Raw genomic sequence first — 23037 nt, 5'->3', positions numbered from 1 at the left:
GCATGACTGCAACGACGAGCACGACCGTGAGCACGACCGGGACCGCCGCGGTGGCCGACCTGGTCGCCCGTTCCAACCGCCTGGGCTCCGACCCGCGCGTCACGAACTACGCGGGCGGCAACACGTCCGCGAAGGGCACCGAGACGGATCCGGTCACGGGTGACCCGGTCGAGCTGATGTGGGTCAAGGGCTCCGGCGGGGATCTCGGCACGCTGACCGAGAAGAACCTCGCGGTGCTGCGCCTCGACCGGCTCCGGGCGATGGTCGGGGTCTACCCGGGCGTGGACCGCGAGGACGAGATGGTCGCGGCGTTCGACTTCTGCCTGCACGGCAAGGGTGGCGCGGCACCGAGCATCGACACGGCCATGCACGGCCTCGTCGACGCCGCGCACGTCGACCACCTGCACCCGGACTCGGGCATCGCCGTGGCGACCGCCGCCGACGGCGAGGCGCTGACCGCCGAGATCTTCGGCGACGACGTCGTCTGGGTGCCGTGGCGTCGTCCCGGGTTCCAGCTCGGCCTCGACATCGCGGCGATCAAGGAGGCCAACCCGCAGGCGGTCGGGTGCATCCTCGGCGGCCACGGCATCACGGCGTGGGGCGCCACGAGCGCCGAGGCGGAGGCCCGTTCGCTCGACATCATCCGTCGCGCCGAGCAGTTCATCGAGGGTCGGACGGCGTCCCTCGCCGAGCAGGGCGAGCACCCGTTCGGCGCGCAGCGTCCCGGGTTCGGTGCCCTCGTTGCCGCGGAGCGCCGCGCCAAGGCGGCGGCGCTCGCCCCGACGATCCGTGGACTGGCGTCCACCGACGCACCGCAGCTCGGACACTTCACGGACAGCGACGTCGTCCTCGACTTCCTGGCGCGCGAGCGCCTCGCCGAGCTCGCTGCCCTGGGCACGAGCTGCCCCGACCACTTCCTGCGGACCAAGGTCAAGCCGCTCGTCGTGGACCTGCCGGCCGACGCGTCCGTCGAGGACACGGTCGCCCGCCTGCGCGAGCTGCACGCCGAGTACCGCGAGGACTACCAGGGCTACTACGACCGCAACGCGGACACCGACAGCCCCGCGATCCGCGGCGCGGACCCGGCGATCGTCCTCGTGCCGGGCGTCGGCATGTTCAGCTTCGGCAAGAACAAGCAGACGGCGCGCGTGGCCGGCGAGTTCTACGTCAACGCGATCAACGTGATGCGCGGCGCCGAGGCGATCAGCACGTACGCCCCGATCGACGAGGCCGAGAAGTTCCGCATCGAGTACTGGGCGCTCGAGGAGGCCAAGCTCCAGCGGATGCCGAAGCCGAAGGCGCTCGCGACGCGCGTCGCCCTCGTCACCGGCGCGGGCTCGGGCATCGGCAGGGCCATCGCCGAGCGGCTCGCGGCCGAGGGCGCGTGCGTCGTCGTCGCCGACCGCAACCTCGAGGGTGCGCAGGAGGTCGCCGCCGAGCTCGGCGGGCCCGACGTCGCCGTCGCGGTCGGTGGGGACGTCACGTCCTCGTCGGACGTCGCCGCGATGGTGGACGCCGCGGCCCTCGCCTTCGGTGGCGTGGACCTGGTCGTCAACAACGCCGGCCTCTCGATCTCGAAGCCGCTGCTGGAGACGACCGAGGCCGACTGGGACCTCCAGCACGACGTGATGGCCAAGGGCTCGTTCCTCGTGGCCCGCGAGTCGGCGCGCGTGATGATCGACCAGGCCATGGGCGGGGACATCGTCTACATCGCGTCGAAGAACGCGCTGTTCGCCGGGCCGAACAACATCGCCTACTCGGCGACCAAGGCCGACCAGGCGCACCAGGTGCGCCTGCTCGCGGCCGAGCTCGGCGGGCACCAGATCCGCGTCAACGGGATCAACCCGGACGGGGTCGTGCGCGGCTCGGGCATCTTCGCCGGGGGCTGGGGCGCCAAGCGTGCCGCGGTCTACGGGGTGCCCGAGGACGAGCTGGGCGCGTACTACGCGCAGCGCACGCTGCTCAAGCGCGAGGTGCTCCCGGAGCACGTCGCCGCCGCGGTGTTCGCGCTGACCGGTCCCGATCTCGCGCAGACCACGGGGCTCAACGTGCCCGTGGACTCCGGCGTCGCCGCGGCGTTCCTGCGCTGACGCGCGCTGAGCCGAGACCGAGATGACCGACCACGACGACGTCCCCGGCGGGCAGGACCTGCCCGCCGGGGCGCGCGGTCCGGCCCGAGCAGCCGATGAGACCGTCGCGGCCGATGAGGCCGTCGCGCCCGTCGCGGCCGTCGCAGCGGTGGACCTGGGTGCGACGAGCGGCCGCGTCATGCTCGCGCTCCTGCACGGGGACCCGGGGCGGGAGCGCGTCGAGCTCGAGGAGGTCGCGCGCTTCGCGAACGGCCCGGTCGAGGTTCCCGAGGGCGACGGCGCCGCGCTGCACTGGGACCTGCTGCACCTGTGGCGCGGCGTGCTCGACGGGCTGCGGGCGGCCGGGGTCGCCGCTGCCGCCCGCGGCCTCGATCTCGGCGCGATCGGCATCGACTCCTGGGCCGTGGACTACGGGCTGACGGGTGCCGACGGCGCCCTGCTCGGCAACCCCCGCTGCTATCGCGACCCTCGCCTCGAGGGCGTCGCCGAGAAGGTCCTCGACACCCTCGGCGCCGAGGCGCACTACCGCGTGAACGGGCTCCAGACGCAGCCGTTCAACACCGAGTTCCAGCTCGTCGCCGGGGCGCAGGACGCCGTCTGGCCCCTCGCCACGAGCGTCCGGCTGATCCCCGACCTGCTCGCGTCCTGGCTGACGGGCCGCGTCGTCGCGGAGGTCACCAACGCGTCGACGACCGGGCTCGTCGACGCGACCACCCGGCAGTGGTCGCCCACCGTGATCGACGGCCTCGTGCGGGCGTACCCCGCGCTGGGCGACCTGCGCGGCCGGCTCGCCGACCTCGTCGAGCCGGGGGACGTCGTCGGGCACCTCACGGGCCGCGTGCGGTCGCTGACCGGGCTCGGGGCGGTGCCGGTGGTCGCGGTCGGCACCCACGACACCGCGTCCGCGGTCGTCGGGGTCCCGGCGGCCGACGACCGCTTCGCCTACGTCTCCTCGGGCACCTGGTCGCTGGTCGGCGTCGAGCTCGACGCGCCCGTGCTGACCCAGGCGTCGCGCGAGGCGAACGTGACCAACGAGCTCGGCGTCGACGGCACCGTGCGCTACCTCAAGAACGTCATGGGCCTGTGGGTGCTCTCGGAGACCCTGCGGACCTGGCGCGAGTCGGGCCGGGACGTCTCCCTCGCCGAGGCGCTCGCCGCGGCGGAGACCGCCGAGCCCGGCCGCACGGTCGTGGACGTCGACGGACCGCAGTTCCTCGCCCCCGGCGACATGTCCGCGCGGCTCGCCGAGGCCGCGCGGGCCTCGGGCCAACCGGTGCCGGACGGCGTCGGTCAGGTCGTGCGCTGTGTGCTCGACTCCCTCGCGGCGGCCTACGCCCGCGCGGTCGACCAGGTCACCGAGCTGTCGGGGCGCGGCAGCGACGCCGTCACGGCGATCCACGTCGTGGGTGGCGGGTCGCAGAACGCCCTGCTCTGCCGGCTGACCGCCGAGGCCACCGGCCTGCCCGTCGTCGCGGGCCCGACCGAGGGCGCGGCCCTCGGCAACGCCGTCGTCGCGGCCCGCGGGGTGGGCCTGCTCACCGGCACGCTCACCGACCTGCGGGGCGTCGTCCGGCGCTCGTCGACGCTCGTGACCTACGAACCGTGAGCGTCCGCGCAAGGGCAGGCCACAGACCGCAGCACCCGGGCCCGAGCACGAGCCCGGACCCGTCGAGCGAGGAGGACGAACGATGAGCGAGCGACCGATCCGTCCAGGCCTGGGCGAGGTCCTGCACGCGATGGGCGACGCGGGCCGTCGCATCAGCGAGATCGACGCCGCCGAGGCCGGCGCGGGCAACATCTCCGTCTACCTCGGGTGGGACACCGAGGTGCGCCGCCGGTTCCCGCTCACGGAGGAGATCGAGCTGCCCGACGCCGCCCCGGCGCTCGCGGGCGGGACGGTCCTGGTCACGGGCTCCGGACGGCGGCTCCGCCAGATCGAGTCCGACCCCGAGGCCTGCGTCGGCGCCCTGAAGATCCACGAGGGCGGGCTCACCGCGACGCTCCACTCGTCACCGCGGCGCCTCTTCGAGAAGCTGACGAGCGAGTTCAACTCGCACCTGGGCGTCCACCAGGACCAGGTCGCGCGACGCGGGATCGACTTCCAGGCCGTCGTCCACGCCCAGCCGCCGCACCTGACCTACCTCTCGCACATCCCGGCGTACCGGGACGACGAGTACATGAACCGCCGGATCCTGCGCTGGGAGCCGGAGTCGGTCGTGGCGCTCTCGCAGGGGATCCGCGTGCTGCCGTTCTTCGTCCCGGGGTCGGCCGAGATGATGGCCGCCAACGTCGCGGGTCTGCGTGACGCCGACATCACCCTGTGGTCGAAGCACGGCACGATGTCGAGGTCGGACATCTCCGTCACGCGCGCCATCGACCGGGTCGAGTACGCCGAGACCGGGGCGAAGTACGAGTACATGAACCTCGCCGCCGGCGGGGCCGGGGAGCGCCTCACCGACCAGGAGATCGGCGACACCGCTCGGACCTTCGGGATCGACTCGCCCTGGGTCTGAGCCCCGCGACAGCGGTTCAGGACCCCAGGACCCCGGCCACCAGCACCAGCACGGGTGCGGCCAGGATCGTGGTGACCAGGCACACGCGGCTCGCGAGCCCGACGGCGCAGCGGTACCTCGTCGCGTAGACGACGACGTTCTGCGCCGTCGGGAGGGCCGCCGTCGCGACGACGGCGGTCAGCGCGGTGCCCTCGAGGCCGGCGGCCGTCCCGACGGCCCACACGAGGGCCGGGTGGACCACCGACTTCGAGACGGTGGCCAGGACGAACGGGCCGCGGGCTGGCGGGTCCACCGGCGCTCCGGGGACCCTGACCGGGGCGAGCGCCATGCCGAACGTCAGGAGCGCGAGCGGGGAGCGGCAGAGCCCAGCAGCTCGACCGGGGCGAGCAGGACGTCCGGCGGCGTCCACGGGACGGCCGCCACGGCGAGCCCGAGCAGCGTCCCGACCGTGATCGGGTTGGTGACGGCCGTGCGCAGGGGCGAGCGACGTCGTCCGACGCCCGGGCCGGACGGCCCCTGGGGCCCGCCCGCCCGGTCGAGCGCGACGAACGCCAGCGGAGCCAGCAGCAGCAGCTGGACGAGCATGGTCGGGACGACGACGAGCGCGTCCCCGAACAGGTACACGGCCAGCGGGATGCCGAGGTTCCCAGCGTTGACGTAGCTGCCGGCGAGCGTCGTGATCGCCGCGCGCCCCGGCGGCAGCCGCAGCCCCCAGCGGCAGATCGCTGCGAGGACCGCGGCCAGCGCGAGGGTCGTCGCCCACGTGACGACCGCCCCGCCGGAGGCGAGACGGCCCAGGTCGGCGCGGGCGACCGTCGAGAACAGCAGGCACGGGCCCGCCACGGAGAAGCAGACCGTCGCGAGGACCCGGGCCGAGTCGTCGCCCAGCACGCCGCGCACCCGCAGCACCCAGCCGGCCGCGATCACCACCGCCATGGTGGCCAGCGCCGCCAGGACGTCGGTCAAGCGTGGGCCCAGGGGGCTCCGAGCTCGGTGAACGTGCGGTGCTGCACGGCGACCCGCTCGCACCACCGCGCGACGTCGGTGACCACGGGGTGGCGGTCCGCCCCCTCGCCGTGCCAGGTGATGTGCTCGGCGGCGATCTGGCGCGGCTCGGGCGCGGTGCGGACGGCCTCCATGACCCGCATGAACGCGCCCGTGTCCCGGACGTCGCACGCCAGCCGCCGGCCCGGCTCGCGCCGCGCGGCGAGGAGGTCCTCGAGGAGCTCGTCGCGCCCGTACTGCTTGTCGAGGTCGACGGAGCCCGTCACGACCCGCACGCGGTCGGTCTCGTAGGCGAGCTCGATGCGGCCCTCGGTGCCGTGCACGACGATCGTCGCCGGCGTGCGCTCCGGGGCGCACAGCGTGAGGCCGAAGCCGCACCGGAGCCCGCTGCGGGTCGTCACGCGGACCGACGACGTGTCGTCGGCCTCGATGGGGTTGGCGTGGAAGAGGTCGACGTCGACGTCCGAGACGTCGGCCGTGGTCGTCGCCCCCGCGATGCGCAGAGCCGTCGCGACGGCGTGCGCCAGCGGGTTCGTGACGACCCCGTCGACGACGTCGCGCCCGCCGGTGCGCCGCTTGCCGGCCCAGGGCGCGCGCTGCCAGTAGCCCGTGGTCCGCACCCACGTCCCCACCGCGCCGACGCCGGTCACCTCGCCGATCTGGCCCTCGCGGACCGCCTGCTCGACGGCCGCGACCGCGTGGGACGCGAACGTCTGGAACCCGACCTGGCAGAGCCGCCCGGTCTCCTGCGCCACCGCGACGAGCTCGGCGTGCTCCGCGAGCGACGCCGTCGTCGGCTTCTCGAGCAGGACGTCGACGCCCGCGCGCATCGCCGCCGAGGCCAGCGCGAGGTGCGTCGGGATCGGGGTCGAGAGGACGACGACGTCGGGCCGCACCTCGGGCTCGGGAGCCGACAGCAGATCGCCGAGGGTCGGGAACCACGGGATCGCGTCGCCGGTGGCGTGCTCCCCGTGGCGCAGCGCGCCGACCCCGCCCGTCGCCGGGACGGCGGAGCTCTCGTCGGGGCGAGGGTCGACCAGGGCGCACAGCCGCAGCACGCCGCGCTCCTCGAGCGCACGGGCGCGACGCACGTGGGACGCGCCGTGGCCGTGGATGCCGACGATCGCGACCGCCGGCGGGAGCGGCGGGCGAGCGCCCGACCCGCTCATCGCAGGGCCCGCGCGATCGCGGCGGCCTCGTCGACGTCGAGCGCCCGGTCCAACAGCGCGGTCGTGACACCGAGCTCGAACGTGCCGCCCGCGGGGACCGTGAGCGGCTCGTCCCAGGCGAGGGACGGACCCGCGCCCGGGTACTCGGCGGCGCGCAGGAACCACGGGCGGGGCTCACCCTGCTGGACGGCGAGGAGCGTCGTCGTCCGCCCCCGTGCTGCTGGACGAACGCGACCCAGGGCGACCTGCCGCCGTGCGCGAGCCCCTCGCCCTCGCCCGACTCGCTGAGCACCCGCGCGTCGCCCGCGACCGGCAGGCGCCAGAACCAGCCGCCGTAGCCTGCGCCGGGTCGCCCGTTCGTCGAGGGCGACCCGATGACGAGGGCGCCGTGGTCGGCGCGCAGCACCGTACGCCACGCGAGGGCCCACCCGTCGTCGCCCACGGGCCGGGCCGAGAGCCGCCGGTCCTCGTCGAGCTGGGGGACGCCCGTCTCGTCGTACCAGCGCACGGTGTCGTGCAGCACGTGCGGGTCGGTGTCGTCGACGCGCGCCCCGGCGCTCACCTGGCGACCGTGGTTCTGCAGGAGCGTCGGCCCGACGTCCTGCACGAACGTCCGACCGCCCCAGTGCGAGGTCCCGTTCACGTCCGCGACGGCGATCGAGGCGCCGTAGTGGTGCCGGTGGTCGACGGGACCCGCGTCCGTGAGCGGCACGCCCGCGAGGGTGTGGACCGGGTGCAGGTACGGGCGGCGGGAGTGGACCGGGGGCAGCCGGTCGCCCTTCTCGTAGCGGGCGAGGCGCTCGCCGTCGTGCTCGAGGAGCACGGCCTCGCCGTCCGGGCGCCAGCGGAAGGTCCCGGTGCTGCCGTTCGAGCTGGTCGTGGTCGCGGTGTCGGACGGCGCCCCGCCGGTCCGCGCGGACGTCCCGGTCCGGGGCTCGGCTCGGGGCTCGGTCCGGCTCCCGGTGGCGGTCGCGGTCCCGGCCGACGCCGTGGCCGTCGCTGAGACGTTCGTCGTCGGTGAGGCAGTCGCCGAGCCGCCGGCGGAGGCACCGGTCTGTACCGGCGCGAGCCCGCCCTCGGCGACGGACCGGGGGACCGGCCCGGAGCTCGCCCGCACCTCCAGTCGCGGCGCGAACCGGGTCGTCGGGGACGGGTGGCCTTCGGGGTCGATCACGGCTCGGAGCTCCTGCCAGGCGTGGCGACCGAGCTCGTGCTGGGGCACCGCGACGGTCGTGAGGGACGGGGTGGCGTACCGGGCCAGCTCGATGTCGTCGAAGCCGGTCACGGAGATGTCGCCGGGGACCGCGACCCCGGACTCGTTGAGGCCGGCGAGCAGCCCGAACGCGGCGACGTCGTTGAAGGCGACGACGGCGGTGGCGCGGGTCGCGAGGACGTCCTCGACCGATCCGTGCCCGGCGCCGACGGTCGACCCGCCGGGGATCTCGATGATCTCGACGGCGTGGCGGGCGGCGACGTCCTCGAGGCCGAGGCGGCGCTGGGCGTCGGAGGCGCTGGCGGGCGGGCCCGCGAGGTACACGACCCGGCGGTGGCCGAGCGAGACGAGGTGCTCGAGCACGGCCGCGGCGCCCGCGCGGTAGTCGACCACGACCGCCGGCGCCGAGGTGCCCGGGGCCGTGCGGTTGACCAGGACGACGGGGGAGGCCTTCGGGATCAGGTCGACCAGCTCGGCGTCGGCCATGCGCGGGGACGCGAGCACCAGCGCGTCGCAGCGGAGCCGTGCCTCGAGGGCGATCGCTGCTTCGTCGCGCGGGTTCTCGGCCGTGTCGGCGACGAGCACGCGGTAGCCGACCGACGAGGCGGCCGAGGTCACCCCGCGCAGGATCTGCTGGAACATCGGGTTGGACAGGTCCGGGACGACGAGCGCCACCGTGTTCGTCCGCCCGAGCGACAGGCTCCTGGCCACGTTCGAGGGGCGGTACTGGAGCTTCACCGCGGCCTCGCGGACGCGCTCGCTGATCTGCGCGTCGACCGTCGAGCGACCGTTCATCACGCGCGAGACCGTCGCGCGCGACACCCCCGCCGCCTCGGCGACGTCGGAGATCGTCGCAGCCGTGTGCTGCTTCGCCATCTTCGGCACCAGACCTCCCTGACATGGTTCCCACCGGCGGGGCCGCGTCGTCGAGGCCCGGGGCGCGAGGTGGGGAACCGTTCTCTGGTTGTGACCATACACGATGTGAAACCGGTTGCTGATGTGATACGTTCCTCAGACGAAACCGGTTTCTCGTCGATGAGGGCCGGCCGGTCGACGAAGATCCGGAGGTATCCCATGAGCGGGACGCATCAGTACGGGCGCCCCCGCGCGCTGACCGAGAGGCGGTGCGCCATGTCGGTCGTCAGTGAGCTCCGTCGCACGTCCGGGGGCAAGAGCCCCAAGACCCCGGGGAGCAAGCGCAGGTCCGCCGCCCACCGCGGGGACGGGCGTGCCGCTCTCGTGTTCCTCGCCCCGTGGTTCGTCGGTCTGATCGTCATCACCGCCGGCCCCATGATCGCCAGCGGCTACCTGTCGTTCACCGACTACAGCCTGCTGGAGCCGCCGAGCTGGATCGGCCTCGACAACTACACGCGCATGTTCGACGACCCGCGCCTGCTGAACGCGCTGCAGGTGACGTTCACCTACGTGCTCGTGTCGGTGCCGCTGCAGCTCGCCGCGGCCCTCGCGCTGGCCCTCCTGCTCGACCGGGGGCTGCGCGGCCTGGCGATCTACCGGTCCGTCTACTACCTGCCGTCGCTGCTCGGCGGCAGCGTCGCGATCGCGCTCCTGTGGCGTCAGGTGTTCGGGGCCGACGGCCTCGTCAACCAGTTCCTCGCCTACTTCGGCATCGAGGGCATGGGGTGGGTGTCGCACCCGGACACCGCGCTCGGGACCCTGATGATCCTCAACGTCTGGACGTTCGGGGCGCCGATGATCATCTTCCTCGCCGGCCTGCGCCAGATCCCGCGCATGTACTACGAGGCCGCCGAGATCGACGGGGCGGGCAAGGTGCGGCGGTTCCGTTCGGTCACCATGCCGCTGCTGACCCCGATCATCTTCTTCAACCTCGTGCTCCAGGTCATCAACGCGTTCCAGACCTTCACCCAGGCGTACGTCGTCAGCGGCGGGACCGGTGGTCCCGCGGACTCGACGATGTTCTACACGCTGTACCTGTACCAGAAGGGCTTCGCGTCGCTCGACATGGGCTACGCCTCGGCGATGGCCTGGCTCCTGCTCGCGATCGTCGCCGGCATGACCGCCGTCAACTTCCTCGCCTCCAAGTATTGGGTCTTCTACAATGACTGAGGTCACCGTGCGCGACGATGCGCCCTCCGCAACGAACAGCCCGACGTCCGGCTCCGGTCCGGTGAGCCCCGAGAACGGGGACGGCGCGACCGGCCCCAGGGAGCGCGCGAAGCCCACCTACTGGCGGTCCAGGACCCGGTCGGTGCTCAAGCACCTCGGCCTGATCCTCTTCGGGCTGATCATGCTCTACCCGCTGCTGTGGATGATCTCGAGCTCGTTCAAGCCGAACGACCTGATCTTCCGCGAGCCCGGGCTGATCCCGAGCGAGTTCACCACCGGCAACTACACGGAGGGGTGGAACGCGCTCCTCCACCCGTTCAGTCACTACCTGATGAACTCGGCGATCATCGTGCTCGGCTCGCTGCTCGGGAACCTCGTGGCCTGCTCGATGGCGGCCTACGCGTTCGCCCGGCTGCAGTTCCGCGGCCGCAACCTGTGGTTCGCCATCATGCTGATGTCGATCATGCTGCCGATCCACGTGATCATCGTGCCGCAGTACATCCTGTTCTCCGAGCTGCAGTGGATCAACACGTTCCTGCCGCTGATCGTGCCGAAGCTGCTGGCGACGGACGCGTTCTTCATCTTCCTCATGGTCCAGTTCTTCCGCGGGATCCCCACGGAGCTGGACGAGGCCGCCCGGCTGGACGGCTGCGGGCACGGCCGCATCTACCTGCGGATCATGCTCCCGCTCTCGCTGCCGGCGCTCGCGACCACGGCGATCTTCACGTTCATCTGGACCTGGAACGACTTCTTCAGCCAGCTGATCTTCCTGACACGACCCGAGATGTACACGGTGCCGATCGCACTGCGCACCTACATCGACGCGACGGCCGAGAGCTCCTGGGGCTCGCTGTTCGCCATGTCGATCGTCTCGCTCCTCCCGATCTTCCTGGTCTTCCTCTTCGGCCAGAAGTACCTCGTCAAGGGCATCGCCACGACGGGGATCAAGTAGCAGCCGGCCACCCGGTCGCTGCGAGAACCACCAGAACAACGACGTTCGATCACGAAGGAGAAGGATGATGAAGAGCTCGACCAGCAGGATCCGCACGGCCCGCAGCACCTGGTGGCGTACCGGCGCGGTGCTCGCTGCCGGGGCGCTCGCGCTGAGCGCGTGCTCGGGAGACGCGGGCGCGGGCTCGAGCGGGTCCGAGGACGACGGGGGCGAGACCCAGGCGGCCGAGGACGACGGCCCCGTCGAGATCCGCTTCGCGTGGTGGGGCTCGGACACCCGCCACGAGACCACTCAGCAGGTCATCGACCTGTTCGAGGAGAAGAACCCGGACATCACCGTGGTCCCCGACTTCACCGACTGGGGCGGCTACTGGGACAAGCTGGCGACCACGGTCGCCGGGGGTGACACGCCGGACGTCATCACGCAGGAGGAGCGGTACCTCACGGACTACGCCGCTCGCGGCGTCCTCGCCGACCTGAATGAGATCGGGCTCGACACGAGCGCGATCGACGAGGCCGTCATCGAGTCCGGCACGGTCGCCGACGGCCTCTACGGCGTCGCGACCGGCGTCAACGCCTACTCGATCGTCGCCGACCCGAAGGCCTTCGAGGACGCCGGCGTCGACATGCCCGACGACACGACGTGGACCTGGCAGGACTTCGTCGACGTCTCGAACGAGATCTCGAAGGCGACGCCGGACGACACCTTCGGCGTGCAGGAGTTCGGCGGCAACGAGGCCGGCTTCAGCATCTTCGCCCGCCAGCACGGCCAGTCGCTGTACACGCCCGACGGGACGCTCGGCTACGACGACGCGCTCCTCGCCGAGTGGTACCAGACGACGGTCGACCTGATCGACGGCGGCGGCGAGCCCGACGCGGCCCGCAGCGTCGAGATCGCGGAAGGCGGCCCTGAGCAGTCGCTCATCGGGACGAACAAGGGCGCCATGGGCTTCTGGTGGTCCAACCAGCTCGGCGCGATCTCCGACGCCGCGGGTCGCGACCTCGAGCTCCTGCGCGTGCCGGGCGAGTCGGAGTTCGACCGGACCGGCATGTACTTCAAGCCGGCCATGTACTACTCGGTCGCCAAGGACACCGAGCACCCCGAGGCGGCGGCGAAGTTCGTGGACTTCCTCGTCAACGACCCCGAGGCCGGGGCCCTGATCCTCTCGGACCGCGGTCTGCCGTCGAACACCGACGTGCGCGAGGCCATCGCCGGGGACCTGTCGCCGGTCGACCAGCAGGTCGCCGACTTCCTGAAGGACCTCGAGGACGAGATCGTCGACGGGCCGGCCGTGCCGCCGGAGGGCGCTGCGGACATCCCCGAGATTTCGGGCCGCATCAACACCGAGGTCATCTTCGACCGGATGAGCCCGCAGGAGGCCGCGGAGCAGTTCACGTCCGAGGCGAACGGCGCCATCGGTCAGTGACACCGCACGTGTGAGCAGGGGCGGGGCGGTCACCGGCGACGGTGCCCGCCCCGTCCGCACGACCGGTTCGCGCGACGAGCTCGCGCCGGCCCGTACGAACGAGATCCACCCGGCGCCCCGGCACGACCCGGGGGCCACGACGAGGAGAGACGATGCAGCAGCCCACCCGATCCACGCACCAGACCCGCAGGCTCCGGTACGCCGTGGTCGGGACCGGGCACCGCGCGCAGATGTACGTCGAGGCGCTCTGCGGACCGCATGCCGACGTCGGCGAGATCGTCGCGTGGTGCGAGCCCAACCCGGTCCGCGCCGCCTACTACGACGACCTGGTCGCGAAGGCCGCACCCGCCTGGTCGGGGCCGGACGGCGTCACACCCGTGACGTACCTGCCCGCGGACCTCGAGCGCATGATCGCCGAGCGGCAGGTCGACCGGGTGATCGTCACGACCCCGGACGCCCTGCATGCGTCCGTCGTCTCGCGGGCCCTGCGCGCCGGCGCAGACGTGATCCTCGAGAAGCCGATGACGATCTCGGACGACGGCTGCCGCGAGATCGCCGCGGCGCTCGCCGAGACCGGCCGCGACCTCGTGCTGACGTTCAACTACCGCTACTCGCCGCGCAACACCGCGCTGCGTGAGGTGATCGCCTCGGGGAGATCGGCGAGGTGACCGCCGTCCACCTCGAATGGGTCCTCGACACCGTCCACGGTGCCGACTACTTCCGTCGCTGGCACCGCGACCGCGACATCTCCGGCGGGCTCCTGATCCACAAGGCCAGCCACCACTTCGACCTCGTCGGGTGGTGGGTGGACGACGTCCCGACCACCGTCACCGCCCACACCTCCCGCCGGTTCTACGGCGAGGAGAACACCCCGGACGGCCCCACCCGGCCCGCCCGAGGCACGCCGGGCGCACCCGACGGACCGACCGGCCGGACGGCGTCCGACCCGTTCCTGCTGGACCTGAACGACGACCCGCGGCTCGCCGCCCTGTACCTCGAGGCGGAGCAGCACGACGGCTACCGCCGCGACCAGGACGTGTTCGGCCCAGGCGTGACGATCGACGACACGATGTCGGTGCTCGTCGGCTACTCGCGCGGCGCGACGCTGACGTACTCGCTCACCGCCTACGGGCCCTGGGAGGGGTACCGGGTCTCGGTCACGGGCACCGAGGGCCGGGCCGAGCTCGAGGTCGTCGAGCGCGCCGCGATCGTGCTCGCGGACGGGCAGCGCCCGGTCGTGGACCCGAGCGCCGTCGCCGACGCCACGCCCGACGCGGTGCGCCACCGCGGCGACCGGCTCGTCGTGCAGACCCACTGGGGGCCGCGCGCGAGGTCGAGATCCCGGAGGGCGCCGGCGCCCACGGCGGCGGCGACGCCGTGATGCTGAGCGACCTCTTCCGCGGCGCGACGCGCGACCCCTCGGCCGCGCCGCCGGCCTCGCGGACGGCCTCGCCGCCACGTCCGTCGGGATCGCCGCGAACCTCTCGTCGCGCACCGGTCGCCTCGTGGACGTCTCGGAGCTCGGCCTCCCGGACCTGACGGCCGCCCTCCAGGGCTCGGTGAGCGCATGACGAGCGACGGCTCCTGCACGCCCGACGCCGCGGCCGTGCCCCTGCTCGTCCTGCGCGAGGGGGACGACGTCGCGGTCGCGACCCGAGACCTCCACGCCGACGAGGTCGTGGCGCTGCCCGGCCCCGCCCCCGACGGGAGCGTGACGCTGCGGGTGCGCGACGACGTCCCGCGCGGGCACAAGGTCGCCCTCGCCGACGTGCCGGTCGGCGGCCAGGTCCGCAAGTACGGACAGTCCATCGGCGTCGCCACGGCGGCCGTCGTCGCCGGCGACCACGTGCACGCGCACAACCTCGGCATGGACGACGCGGAGCGCGAGCACGAGCTCGCGACCCAGCACCACGAGCTCCCCGTGCCCGACGGCCCGCGGCCCACGTTCCGCGGCTACCGACGCGCCGGCGGCAAGGTCGGCACCCGTAACTACGTCGCGATCGTCACCTCGGTGAACTGCTCCGCGACGACGGCGAAGATGATCGCCGACCAGTTCCGCGGGTTCGCCATGGACGCCTACGAGAACGTCGACGGTGTCGTCGCCCTGACCCACCAGTCGGGCTGCGGCCTGGTCCCGACGTCGCCGGGCGCGCAGGCGCTGCTGCGGACCCTGCAGGGCTACGCCGGTCACGCGAACGTCGCCGGCGTCCTGGTGCTCGGGCTGGGCTGCGAGATGATCGCGGTCGACTCCGTCGTCCAGGGTGCCGACGTCTCGCCCGACACCGTCGTGCGCACCCTGACGATCCAGGACACCGGGGGCATCAGGGCCACCGTCAAGGCAGGTGTGGCGGCGGTCCGCGAGATGGTCGACGAGATCGACGGGCGCTGGACGCGCGAGGAGTGCGACGTGTCCGAGCTCGTGCTCGGCCTCAACTGCGGCGGCTCCGACGGGTACTCCGGGATCACCGCCAATCCCGCCCTCGGCCTGGCCTCCGACCGGCTCGTCGCCTACGGCGGCACGTCGGCGCTCGCGGAGACCCCCGAGGTGTTCGGCGCCGAGCACCTGCTCACCGCGCGCGCGACCTCGCCCGCCGTGGCGCAGAAGCTGCTCGACCGGCTCGACTGGTGGCAGGGCTACGCCGCGCAGGGCGGCGGGAGCCTCGACAACAACCCGTCCCCCGGCAACAAGGCCGGCGGCCTGACGACGATCCTCGAGAAGTCCCTCGGTGCCGTCGCGAAGGGCGGTCAGGCCGACCTCGCCGCCGTGCACGAGTACGCGGAGCCCATGACGACGCCAGGCTTCGTCTTCATGGACACCCCGGGCTACGACCCGGTCTCGGTGACCGGCCTGGTCGCCGGGGGAGCGACCGTCGTGTGCTTCACGACCGGCCGCGGATCCGTCTTCGGCTGCAAGCCGACGCCCTCGATCAAGCTCGGCACCAACAGCGAGCTCTACGCGCGCATGGCCGACGACATCGACATCGACTGTGGCCGCATCGTCGACGGTGTCGCGACCCTCGAAGAGGTGGGGGACGAGATCTTCGAGCGGATCCTCGCCGTGGCGTCGGGGGAGCTCACGTCGAGCGAGGACCTCGACGTCGGGGGCGAGGAGTTCGTCCCGTGGCAGCTCGGGACGGTGACGTGACCTGACCCGGGTCGCGCCGGGCTGACGACCTGCCCTGCCCTGACGCGACGCGGGCCGGGCTGGCCTGACGACCGTCGAGAGTGTCGTTCGCGGGGTTCAGGCGTGCCCCGCGACCTCGCGAACGACACGCTCGGGAGCGGTGGACGCGCGGACGGGACGCGCGGACAGACCGCACGGACACCGCACGACGACGGGCCGCCCCTCCGTGCGGAGGGACGGCCCGTCGTCCTGTGCAGCGGGTGCTGCGGGTCCTGCTGGTCCTGCTGTTCTGCCGGCGCTCAGCCGCCGAACGTGGTCACGGTCGCGGGGATCGTGTCCGTGCCCTGGGCCGACGGGCCGACGCCGTTGATGACGTGCTCGTACGTGCCCTGGCCGCCGAGGGAGACCGTCAGCAGCGAGTGCAGCTTGACGCCCGGGACCTCGGGGACCTCGAACCCGTTGTCGACGACGATGGCGGGCTTGCCCTCCTCGTCGTCGTTGAGGAACACGCAGTAGGAGCCGAGCCCCCACGCCTCGTGGGTCGTGACGTCGTCCGCGACCTTGTACGCGGCCCAGCCGCGGATCCCGTCGTGGTTGAACGCCTCCTGCGTCGGCGGGTCGTACGGGAGCTCGTTCTGGTAGAAGACCGTGCGCCCACCGTTGCCGTTCCAGAGGGTGTTGTACTTCTGGTAGTGCTCGACGAACAGGCCGTAGCCCTTGACGTCGTCACCGTTCACGATCAGGCCGTAGTCGGACGTGTTGACGTCCCAGCCGACGTGGTCGCCGTGGTCGGCACGCCAGGACCAGATGTGGTCGATGATCGTGTCGTCCGCGTTGATCTCGATGGCGGTCTCGACCTTGCCGAGGAGTGCGCCGCCACCGACCCGCACGAAGATGTCGTGGATCGAGATCGGGTCGCTGGAGTGGTCGGCGTTCGAGCCCTTCGTGCCGACGGTGAGCATGGTCGGCGACTCGTTCGGACCGGCGTCGAACAGCACGCCGGCGATCTTGACCCCGGACGCGTCCCCGACCTGCATGCCGATCTGGCCGTTCTCCGGGATGATCGTCGCGTACCCGAGGCCGAGCACGACGGTGTCCGGGTTGTCGACGTTGATCGTCTCGCTGGTCTTGTAGATGCCCGGGGTCAGGAGCAGGTTGAGCCCCTGGGCGAGCGCCGCGTTCATCGTGGCGGCCGAGTCACCCGGCGACGCGATGTAGAAGTCGTCGATCGAGATGGACTCGCCCGGCGTGTCGCCGTTCTCCCACGACGCGCCCTTGGTGCCGTCGTGGATCGAGGGCACGAACACCGCGTAGTCGTCGCCGTCCCAGTAGATGTACGGCTTCTCGCGGACCTGGCCCGTGTTCTCCAGCGTGGTGACCGCGGGGTCGGGGTAGGTCGTCGGCGGTGCGTTGTTCACACCCGAGAACGTCATGTTCCACAGCGTGCCGGCCCAGTTGCCCACCGAGCTGTCGCGCGTGTACCACTGCTGCTGGGTCCAGGCGCGGACCTGGCCGTCGATCTTCGAGTCGGCGATGAATCCGCCCGACGCCCAGCCGTACTGGCTGGAGTGCACGGCCAGGTTCCCCTTGACGTGCATGCGGCGGAACGGCGCGGCCTGCGAGACGGCCCACCGGTTCTCGTCGCCGAGCGGCTCGATCGACAGGTTCTCGGCGGAGCGCCAGAAGTTCTGCGTCGCGTTCCCGCCGAACCAGTTCGCGTCCGCCCAGACGCCGCCGTTGATCAGCACGTCGTCAGGGTTCTGGCCCAGGCCGTTGATCGACTCGTAGAAGCCGATGTTGGCGTTGACGTCGTAGGTGCCCGGCTTGAACAGGAACTGGTAGCGCTCCTGGCCGAACTGGTTCGACTCCTGGATCTCGTAGGCGTCGTCGAGGATCGACTGGATCTCGTCCGTCGGGGTGCTCTCGTCGAAGACGTAGACGTTGTCGTAGTCCGCGAGGTCACCGCCGCCCTGGATCGGACCAGCGGTGGTGGTCGGCGTCGGTGTGGGTGTCGGGTCGGACCCGCCCGTCCCGGTCTGCACAGCGAACTCCCAGAGCGAGTAGCCGTACCCGGTGCCGCGCTCGACGCCCTGCATGCGGACGTAGCGGCCCGAGGTGTCGAGGTCGATGGACCTGGCACCGACCTTGCCGTCGGTCACGGTCGTCGCCGTCGTCCAGGAGCTGCCGTCGTCGGAGACCTGGATCTTGTACTCCTTGCCGTACGCGCCCTCCCAGAGGAGGTCGACGCCGCAGATGTCCTGGACGCTGCCGAGGTCGACCTGCACGTAGGCGTCGTCGGCGGGAGTGCTCGACCAGCGGGTGTCGGTGTTCCCGTCGAACGCGCGGGCAGCGGCGTAGTCGCCCTCGATGGCGGACGACGCCGCGTCGCCCCCGAGCGCGGCGTTGTCGTCGGTGCACTCGCCGGGCCCGGTGGTGGGCTCGTCGGTGGGCTCGGGGTCCGGGTCGGGATCGGTGGCGTCCCCGTCACCGAAGACCTGGAGCTCCCAGAGGGAGTAGCCGTAGCCGGTGCCTCGCTCGACGCCCTGGACGCGGACGAAGCGCCCGGAGGTGTCGACGGCGACGGACTGCTCGCCACCGGTGCCGTCGGTCACGGACTTCGCGGTGGTCCAGGAGGTGCCGTCGTCGGAGACCTGGATGTCGAACTTCTTGCCGTACGCGCCCTCCCAGACGAGGTCGACGCGCTGGATCGAGTGGACCGCGCCCAGGTCGACGGTGATCGACTGGTCGTCGCTGAACTCGCTGGCCCAGCGGGTGCCGAGGTCGCCGTCGACCGCGGCCCGCGCGGGCGTGTAGTCGGCGTTCTCCGTCGAGGAGACCTCGACGTCCTTGCCCTGGGACAGAAGCACCGGCTCGGCCGCCATGGCCGGCACGGCGAGCGTGCTCGCCGCGACCAGGAGCGCCAGTGCTCCCGCCGTCTTCATGTGGCGTGTTGGTTGTCTCATCTCACATCTCTCTGTGACTGGTGGCGGACGGCGTCCGTCACCGTGGGGGCGGCCCCGGGAGAGGCGGGGGCCAGGTAGACAGGTGGGCCGCGACGCGACGTCGCCCGGAACGAGCGTCGGTCGTGTCGCGACCCACCCTTGGTGCTACGGCAGCTCGAAGTCCGCCGTCAGGGCGGAGCCGCGGTGCGGCTTGTACAGGTCGTAGCCCTGCGGGTTGCACTGCAGGCCGCCGTTGATGCAGTGACGGACGAGAGCGTCGAGGATCTCGGGCTCCCAGCCGTTCATGAAGTCGTAGTGCCACGACTGGTCGGACCCGCTGACCAGGTAGGCGTCCGTGAGGTCGCCGCTCGCAGGCCAGGCGATCTTGAACTCGATCATCGGGACCGGAACGGGGTGCGTCAGCGGGCACTCACCGTTGACGGGGTACGCCATGTGGCTCTTGTGGTTCGGCGAGTCGAGGTCGACGCCGTTCCAGCAGCTCGGAGCCTGGTAGCGGATGTTGAGCTGCGACCCGGGGTCGCAGTAGTCCGGGATGCTCCAGCTCTTGGAGATCGACCCGCACTCGTAGCCCTCGACGGCGCCCGGCGCGTTCTCGAACGACGCGGGCGTCGCCATCATGTCGCCGGCGATGAAGCGCAGGCCCTCGGGGAACGGCTGGACGCTGCGGAAGTCCTCGATGCCGGACTTGTAGTAGATCGTCTGGTGGATGTTCGGCTCGACCGGCTGCCCGTCGTTGTAGAGCGTCGGGTACCAGTAGGCCGAGTGGTCGTTCGGGTTGGTGCACGTGGTCGACGGGTTGTCGAACAGCGACTGGATCGTCGTGTTCTCGTCGGTGCTCTCGTTGCCGAGGAACGTGTGCAGGTGGGACCTGCCGTCCTCGCCCGGGAAGACGATCGGGTCGTCGAACTCGAAGTGCGAGAACTCGCAGTTGGCCTGGAACTCCCGGTGCGTCACCGGGTCGTCGAAGACCGGCACGTCGTTGTCCTCGGCGACGTCCCCGTCGCCGAAGACCTGGAACTCGTAGAGCGAGTAGCCGTAGCCGGTCCCGCGCTCGATGCCCTTCATCTGGACGTAGCGACCGGTCCCGTCGACGTCGAGCGACTGGTTGCCGCCGGTGCCGTCGTTCACGGTGGCGATCGTCGTCCAGCTCTGCGTGTCGTCCGAGACCTGGATCTCGAACTTCTTGCCGTACGCGCCCTCCCAGGCGAGGTCGACCCGGTCGATCTCGGAGGTGGATCCGAGGTCGACGCGAAGCCACTGGTCGTCGCTGAACTGACTGGCCCAGCGCGTCCCCATGTCGCCGTCGACGGCGTAGCGGGAGCCCGTGTAGCCGCCCTCGGTGCTCGACGAGTCCGTGAGCTTCCCCTGCGAGATGTTCGCGTCGTCGGCGGCGTCCGCCGTGCTCGCCGTCACGGCGAGGGTCGTGGCGACCAGGGCGCCTGCGGCGATGGCCGCGAACCCTGCCCGCGCGGCGCGGAACCTGCCTGCGCCGGGTGTCGGTGCTGCGGCCGCGGCGGCAGCACTGGTGGTGCGGAGCATGCGAATCTCCTTTGTCGACTCCGTTGTCGTCCACGCCCCGGCATCGGTGCCGAGACGCTCTGGTGGTGACCCGGGCGGGGGTTCTGGGGCGCCCCGCCCGGGCCACGTTCTCGAGGGATCAGCTCGCGTAGATCCCCATCTCGAAGAGGGAGTAGCCCCACTCCGTCCCGCGCTCGCTCAGGGCGAGGCGCACGTAGCGTCCCGACCCGGCCGCGTCGATGGTGTCGACGCCTCCGTCGCCGCCGGTCACGGCCTTGACGGTCTGCCACGAGCTGCCGTCGTCGGAGACCTGGATCTCGTACGACTTGCCGAACGCCGTCTCCCAGATCAGCTGGACCTTGTCGAACGAGGTCTTGCTGCCGAGGTCGACCTGGATCCACTCGGCGTCGTTCCAGGCGCTCGACCACCGCGTCGACTGGTTGCCGTCGAAGGCCTGCTTCGGGGTGAAGTCGCCGTTGTAGGGGTCGAAGCTCGACGCGTCGGCCGACTTGCCGAGCGCGACGTTCGTGCCGGCGACCTCAGGTGCGACGACACGGATCGACTCGGTGTCGACGCCCACGTTGGACTGGCCGTCCTCCGCGAACGCGTAGACCTTCCAGACGCCCAGGCCCTGCGGAGCGGTGATCTCGAACGCGCCGCCCCCGAGCGAGGTCGACTCGACCCACTGGAGACCGCCCGCGCCGTCGATGTACTTGCTGTTGACGAAGAACACGTAGTTGATCGGGTCGTCCTCGGGGTCCGAGACGTCGAGCTGGACCGTGAGCTTCTGACCGGCCTCGACCTTGGTGTTGCCCGCGATCGACATGCCCTGGATCTCCGGCGGGGTGTTCATCGCCTCGATGTCCTTGCCCCAGGTCTTGGCCAGCGCGTAGTAGCCGAGGCGCTTGTTGTCGCCCGGGATCACGTTGAACCAGACGCCACCGAAGTCGCCCTCGATGCCGTAGTGGAAGAAGGTCGCGCCGAGACCGACGCCCTTGTGCTCCATGATGCACTCCCACGAGTTCACGTAGGCCGCACCCTTGGCGATGTCGGTGGGCTCGTTCGGGATGCCGTTCTCGTCGTCCTCGACCTCCCACTCACCGTCTGCTCCACCCTCGGTGACCATGTACGGGCGGTCGTAGCCGCCCTCTTCCCATGCGTCGGCGATGTTGCAGACGTCGCCGTAGGAGTTGATCTGCAGCAGGTCCAGGTCCGGGGCGAAGTCCCGGTAGAAGGGCCAGGCGCCGAGCCACGCGTCCGTCGAGGTGACGGGGTGGTTCTGGTCGATCTTGTGGATCTCCTTGGCGACGTCGTTGACGTAGGTCGCGTAGGCCTCCTGCTCGGCCTTCAGCTTGTCGCCGGAGTAGCAGTTCGTCAGGCCCAGGAGCGACTCGTTGCCGACGCTCCACAGGAGGACGCCCGGGTGGTTCTTGTAGTTCTCCACCTGCTGGAGGATGTGCGCCATCGTGTCGGCCTTGTACTGCGTGTCCGTCGTGTACTCGAGGCAGCCGCCGGAGCCGGGGCCGCCGCCGGGCACGAGCCAGAAGCCCATGGCCACGCGGATGTCGTTGGCGGCCGCGGAGTCGAGGAGCTTGCGGGTGTCGTCACCCGTGCCCCACGTGCGGACGGTGTTGGCGCCCATGTCGACGAGCGGCTTCATGTAGTGGTCCGCCGAGTCGAACGACGGCCCCCAGGTCAGGCCCTTGACCGTGTACGGCTGGTCGTCGACCTCGAGCACCCAGTTGCCGCGCGTGCCCGTCACCTCGACCTTGCTGGGCCGTCCTTCGACGACGGGCACGTTCGGGTAGCCGGCGTTGACGTAGTCGGGGTACGGGTTGCCGTACTCGTCGCCGCCGCCGTTGTCGCCACCACCGGTGTCGCCGCCACCCGTGTCGCCGCCACCCGTGTCGCCACCGCCGGTGTCACCGCCGCCGGTGTCGTTGCCGCCGTCCGTGGTGTGCACGGCGAGCTCGTAGACGGAGTAGCCGTAGCCGGTGCCGCGCTCGGAGCCCGCGAGCCGGACGAACCGACCTGCACCGGAGGCGTCGACCGCGTCCTGGCCGCCGTCGCCGTCGACGACCGTGCCGGCGACGTCCCAGCTCGAGCCGTCCTCGGAGACCTCGATCGTGTAGGCCTTGCCGTAGGCGCCCTCCCAGAGGATGTCGACGCCGCAGATCTCCTGGACGCTGCCCAGGTCGACCTGGAGCCACTCGTCGTCGCTCGCGGCGCTCGACCAGCGGGTCTCGTTGTTGCCGTCGACCGCGTTGGCCGAGGGGTAGTAGTCCTCGTTCTCGAAGGACGACGCCGTGGTCGCGCCGCCGAGGGCGGAGTTCTCGTCCGAGCACTCGCCGGTTCCGCCGTCACCACCGGTCTCGCCGCCACCCGAGCTCGCGCCAGGGGTGCCGAACACCTGGAACTCCCACAGCGAGTAGCCGTAGCCGGTGCCGCGCTCGGTGCCGACGAGCTTGACGAACTTGCCGGTCGCGCCGTCGAGCTGCACCGTCTGGGTGCCCCCGGTGCCGTCCGTCACGGTCGCCGCGGTGGACCAGGAGCTGCCGTCGTCGGAGACCTGGATCTCGAACGCCTTGCCGTAGGCGCCCTCCCACTGGAGCTCGACGCGCTCGAGCGTCGAGATCTCGTCGAGCTCGACCGTCAGCGACTGGTCGTCGGAGAACTCGGAGGCCCAGCGCGTGCTCGTGTCTCCGTCGACCGCGGCCCTGGCGGGCGTGTAGTCGGCGTTCTCGACCGAGGAGGCCGAGACGTCCTTGCCCTGAGACAGCAGCACGGCGTCGGCCGCGTTCGCCGCACCGGCCACCGGGATCGCGAGCGCGGTGGCGACGAGCGCCCCCGCTGCGGTCGCTCCGAGGGCTGCGCGCCCTCGCGACCTGGCTCGCGCCGGGTTCCTGGACTGGGTGTGCATGGTGTCCTGCCTCTCGCAGACCTGGGGGGCGTCGTCGTCGACACCCGTGCCGGGTCCAT

The 23037-nt window shown here is 71.6% G+C and carries 13 protein-coding genes and 2 pseudogenes; 9 read left to right on the top strand and 6 right to left on the bottom strand.

The window, feature by feature from the left end; translation table 11 throughout:
* The first annotated feature begins 2 nt into the window (after window positions 1-2).
* The 3 genes from QUE47_RS03205 to QUE47_RS03195 all read left to right on the top strand — a co-directional run bounded on the left by QUE47_RS03205 (window position 3) and on the right by QUE47_RS03195 (window position 4603).
* On the top strand, window positions 3-2090 hold the full coding sequence (locus tag QUE47_RS03205) for a bifunctional aldolase/short-chain dehydrogenase (RefSeq protein ID WP_286218533.1): 2088 nt from the start codon (window positions 3-5) through the stop codon (window positions 2088-2090).
* Window positions 2091-2112: 22 nt separating this feature from the next.
* The gene (locus QUE47_RS03200; protein WP_286218532.1) at window positions 2113-3696 is read left to right on the top strand and encodes a rhamnulokinase; all 1584 of its coding nucleotides are present in this window, start codon (window positions 2113-2115) and stop codon (window positions 3694-3696) included.
* Window positions 3697-3778: 82 nt separating this feature from the next.
* Entirely contained in the window at window positions 3779-4603 is an 825-nt protein-coding gene (locus QUE47_RS03195; protein WP_286218531.1) for a class II aldolase/adducin family protein, read from the top strand.
* Between the two features lie 16 nt (window positions 4604-4619).
* On the opposite strand, the pseudogene QUE47_RS16505 reads toward QUE47_RS03195, so the two are convergent.
* The 3 genes and pseudogenes from QUE47_RS16505 to QUE47_RS16500 form a co-directional block, all read right to left on the bottom strand.
* A pseudogene (locus QUE47_RS16505) lies at window positions 4620-5500 on the bottom strand (AEC family transporter); the annotation flags it as partial.
* Window positions 5501-5565: 65 nt separating this feature from the next.
* Entirely contained in the window at window positions 5566-6777 is a 1212-nt protein-coding gene (locus tag QUE47_RS03180; RefSeq protein WP_286218528.1) for a Gfo/Idh/MocA family protein, read from the bottom strand.
* A pseudogene (locus tag QUE47_RS16500) lies at window positions 6774-8785 on the bottom strand (DUF6807 family protein). Before QUE47_RS16500 ends, QUE47_RS03180 begins: the two are co-directional and overlap by 4 nt.
* 336 nt (window positions 8786-9121) lie before the next feature.
* On the opposite strand from QUE47_RS16500, the gene QUE47_RS03165 reads away from it, so the two are divergent.
* The 6 genes from QUE47_RS03165 to QUE47_RS03145 all read left to right on the top strand — a co-directional run bounded on the left by QUE47_RS03165 (window position 9122) and on the right by QUE47_RS03145 (window position 15598).
* Complete coding sequence (locus tag QUE47_RS03165; protein ID WP_286219371.1) at window positions 9122-10075, top strand: carbohydrate ABC transporter permease; 954 nt, start codon at window positions 9122-9124, stop codon at window positions 10073-10075.
* Window positions 10068-11027, top strand: a complete 960-nt coding sequence (locus QUE47_RS03160; protein WP_286218527.1) for a carbohydrate ABC transporter permease — start codon at window positions 10068-10070, stop codon at window positions 11025-11027. Before QUE47_RS03165 ends, QUE47_RS03160 begins: the two co-directional genes overlap by 8 nt.
* A 67-nt stretch (window positions 11028-11094) precedes the next feature.
* Window positions 11095-12453, top strand: a complete 1359-nt coding sequence (locus tag QUE47_RS03155) for an ABC transporter substrate-binding protein (RefSeq protein WP_286218526.1) — start codon at window positions 11095-11097, stop codon at window positions 12451-12453.
* 152 nt (window positions 12454-12605) lie between these two features.
* The gene (locus QUE47_RS16495; RefSeq protein ID WP_350227663.1) at window positions 12606-13121 is read left to right on the top strand and encodes a Gfo/Idh/MocA family protein; all 516 of its coding nucleotides are present in this window, start codon (window positions 12606-12608) and stop codon (window positions 13119-13121) included.
* A complete protein-coding gene (locus QUE47_RS16490; protein WP_350227662.1) occupies window positions 13118-13834 on the top strand; it encodes a Gfo/Idh/MocA family oxidoreductase in 717 nt (238 codons plus the stop codon). Before QUE47_RS16495 ends, QUE47_RS16490 begins: the two co-directional genes overlap by 4 nt.
* Before the next feature lie 186 nt (window positions 13835-14020).
* Window positions 14021-15598 (top strand): UxaA family hydrolase, encoded by a 1578-nt coding sequence (locus QUE47_RS03145; RefSeq protein WP_286218525.1) that lies wholly within the window; start codon window positions 14021-14023, stop codon window positions 15596-15598.
* Between the two features lie 278 nt (window positions 15599-15876).
* Here QUE47_RS03145 and QUE47_RS03140 read toward each other — a convergent pair whose 3' ends face one another.
* The 3 genes from QUE47_RS03140 to QUE47_RS03130 form a co-directional block, all read right to left on the bottom strand.
* Window positions 15877-18540: a discoidin domain-containing protein gene (locus tag QUE47_RS03140; RefSeq protein WP_286218524.1), complete on the bottom strand. Its 2664-nt coding sequence runs from the start codon at window positions 18538-18540 to the stop codon at window positions 15877-15879.
* A 144-nt stretch (window positions 18541-18684) separates the two neighbouring features.
* On the bottom strand, window positions 18685-20079 hold the full coding sequence (locus tag QUE47_RS03135; protein WP_286218523.1) for a DUF1996 domain-containing protein: 1395 nt from the start codon (window positions 20077-20079) through the stop codon (window positions 18685-18687).
* A 118-nt stretch (window positions 20080-20197) separates the two neighbouring features.
* Window positions 20198-22978 (bottom strand): discoidin domain-containing protein, encoded by a 2781-nt coding sequence (locus QUE47_RS03130; protein ID WP_286218522.1) that lies wholly within the window; start codon window positions 22976-22978, stop codon window positions 20198-20200.
* Window positions 22979-23037 lie beyond the last annotated feature (59 nt).

It is taken from the genome of Paraoerskovia sediminicola, assembly GCF_030296575.1.
Taxonomy (GTDB): Bacteria; Actinomycetota; Actinomycetes; order Actinomycetales; family Cellulomonadaceae; genus Paraoerskovia; species Paraoerskovia sediminicola.
Note: the sequence above shows the minus strand (reverse complement) of the source record. Positions and strands in the feature narration are given on the sequence as shown.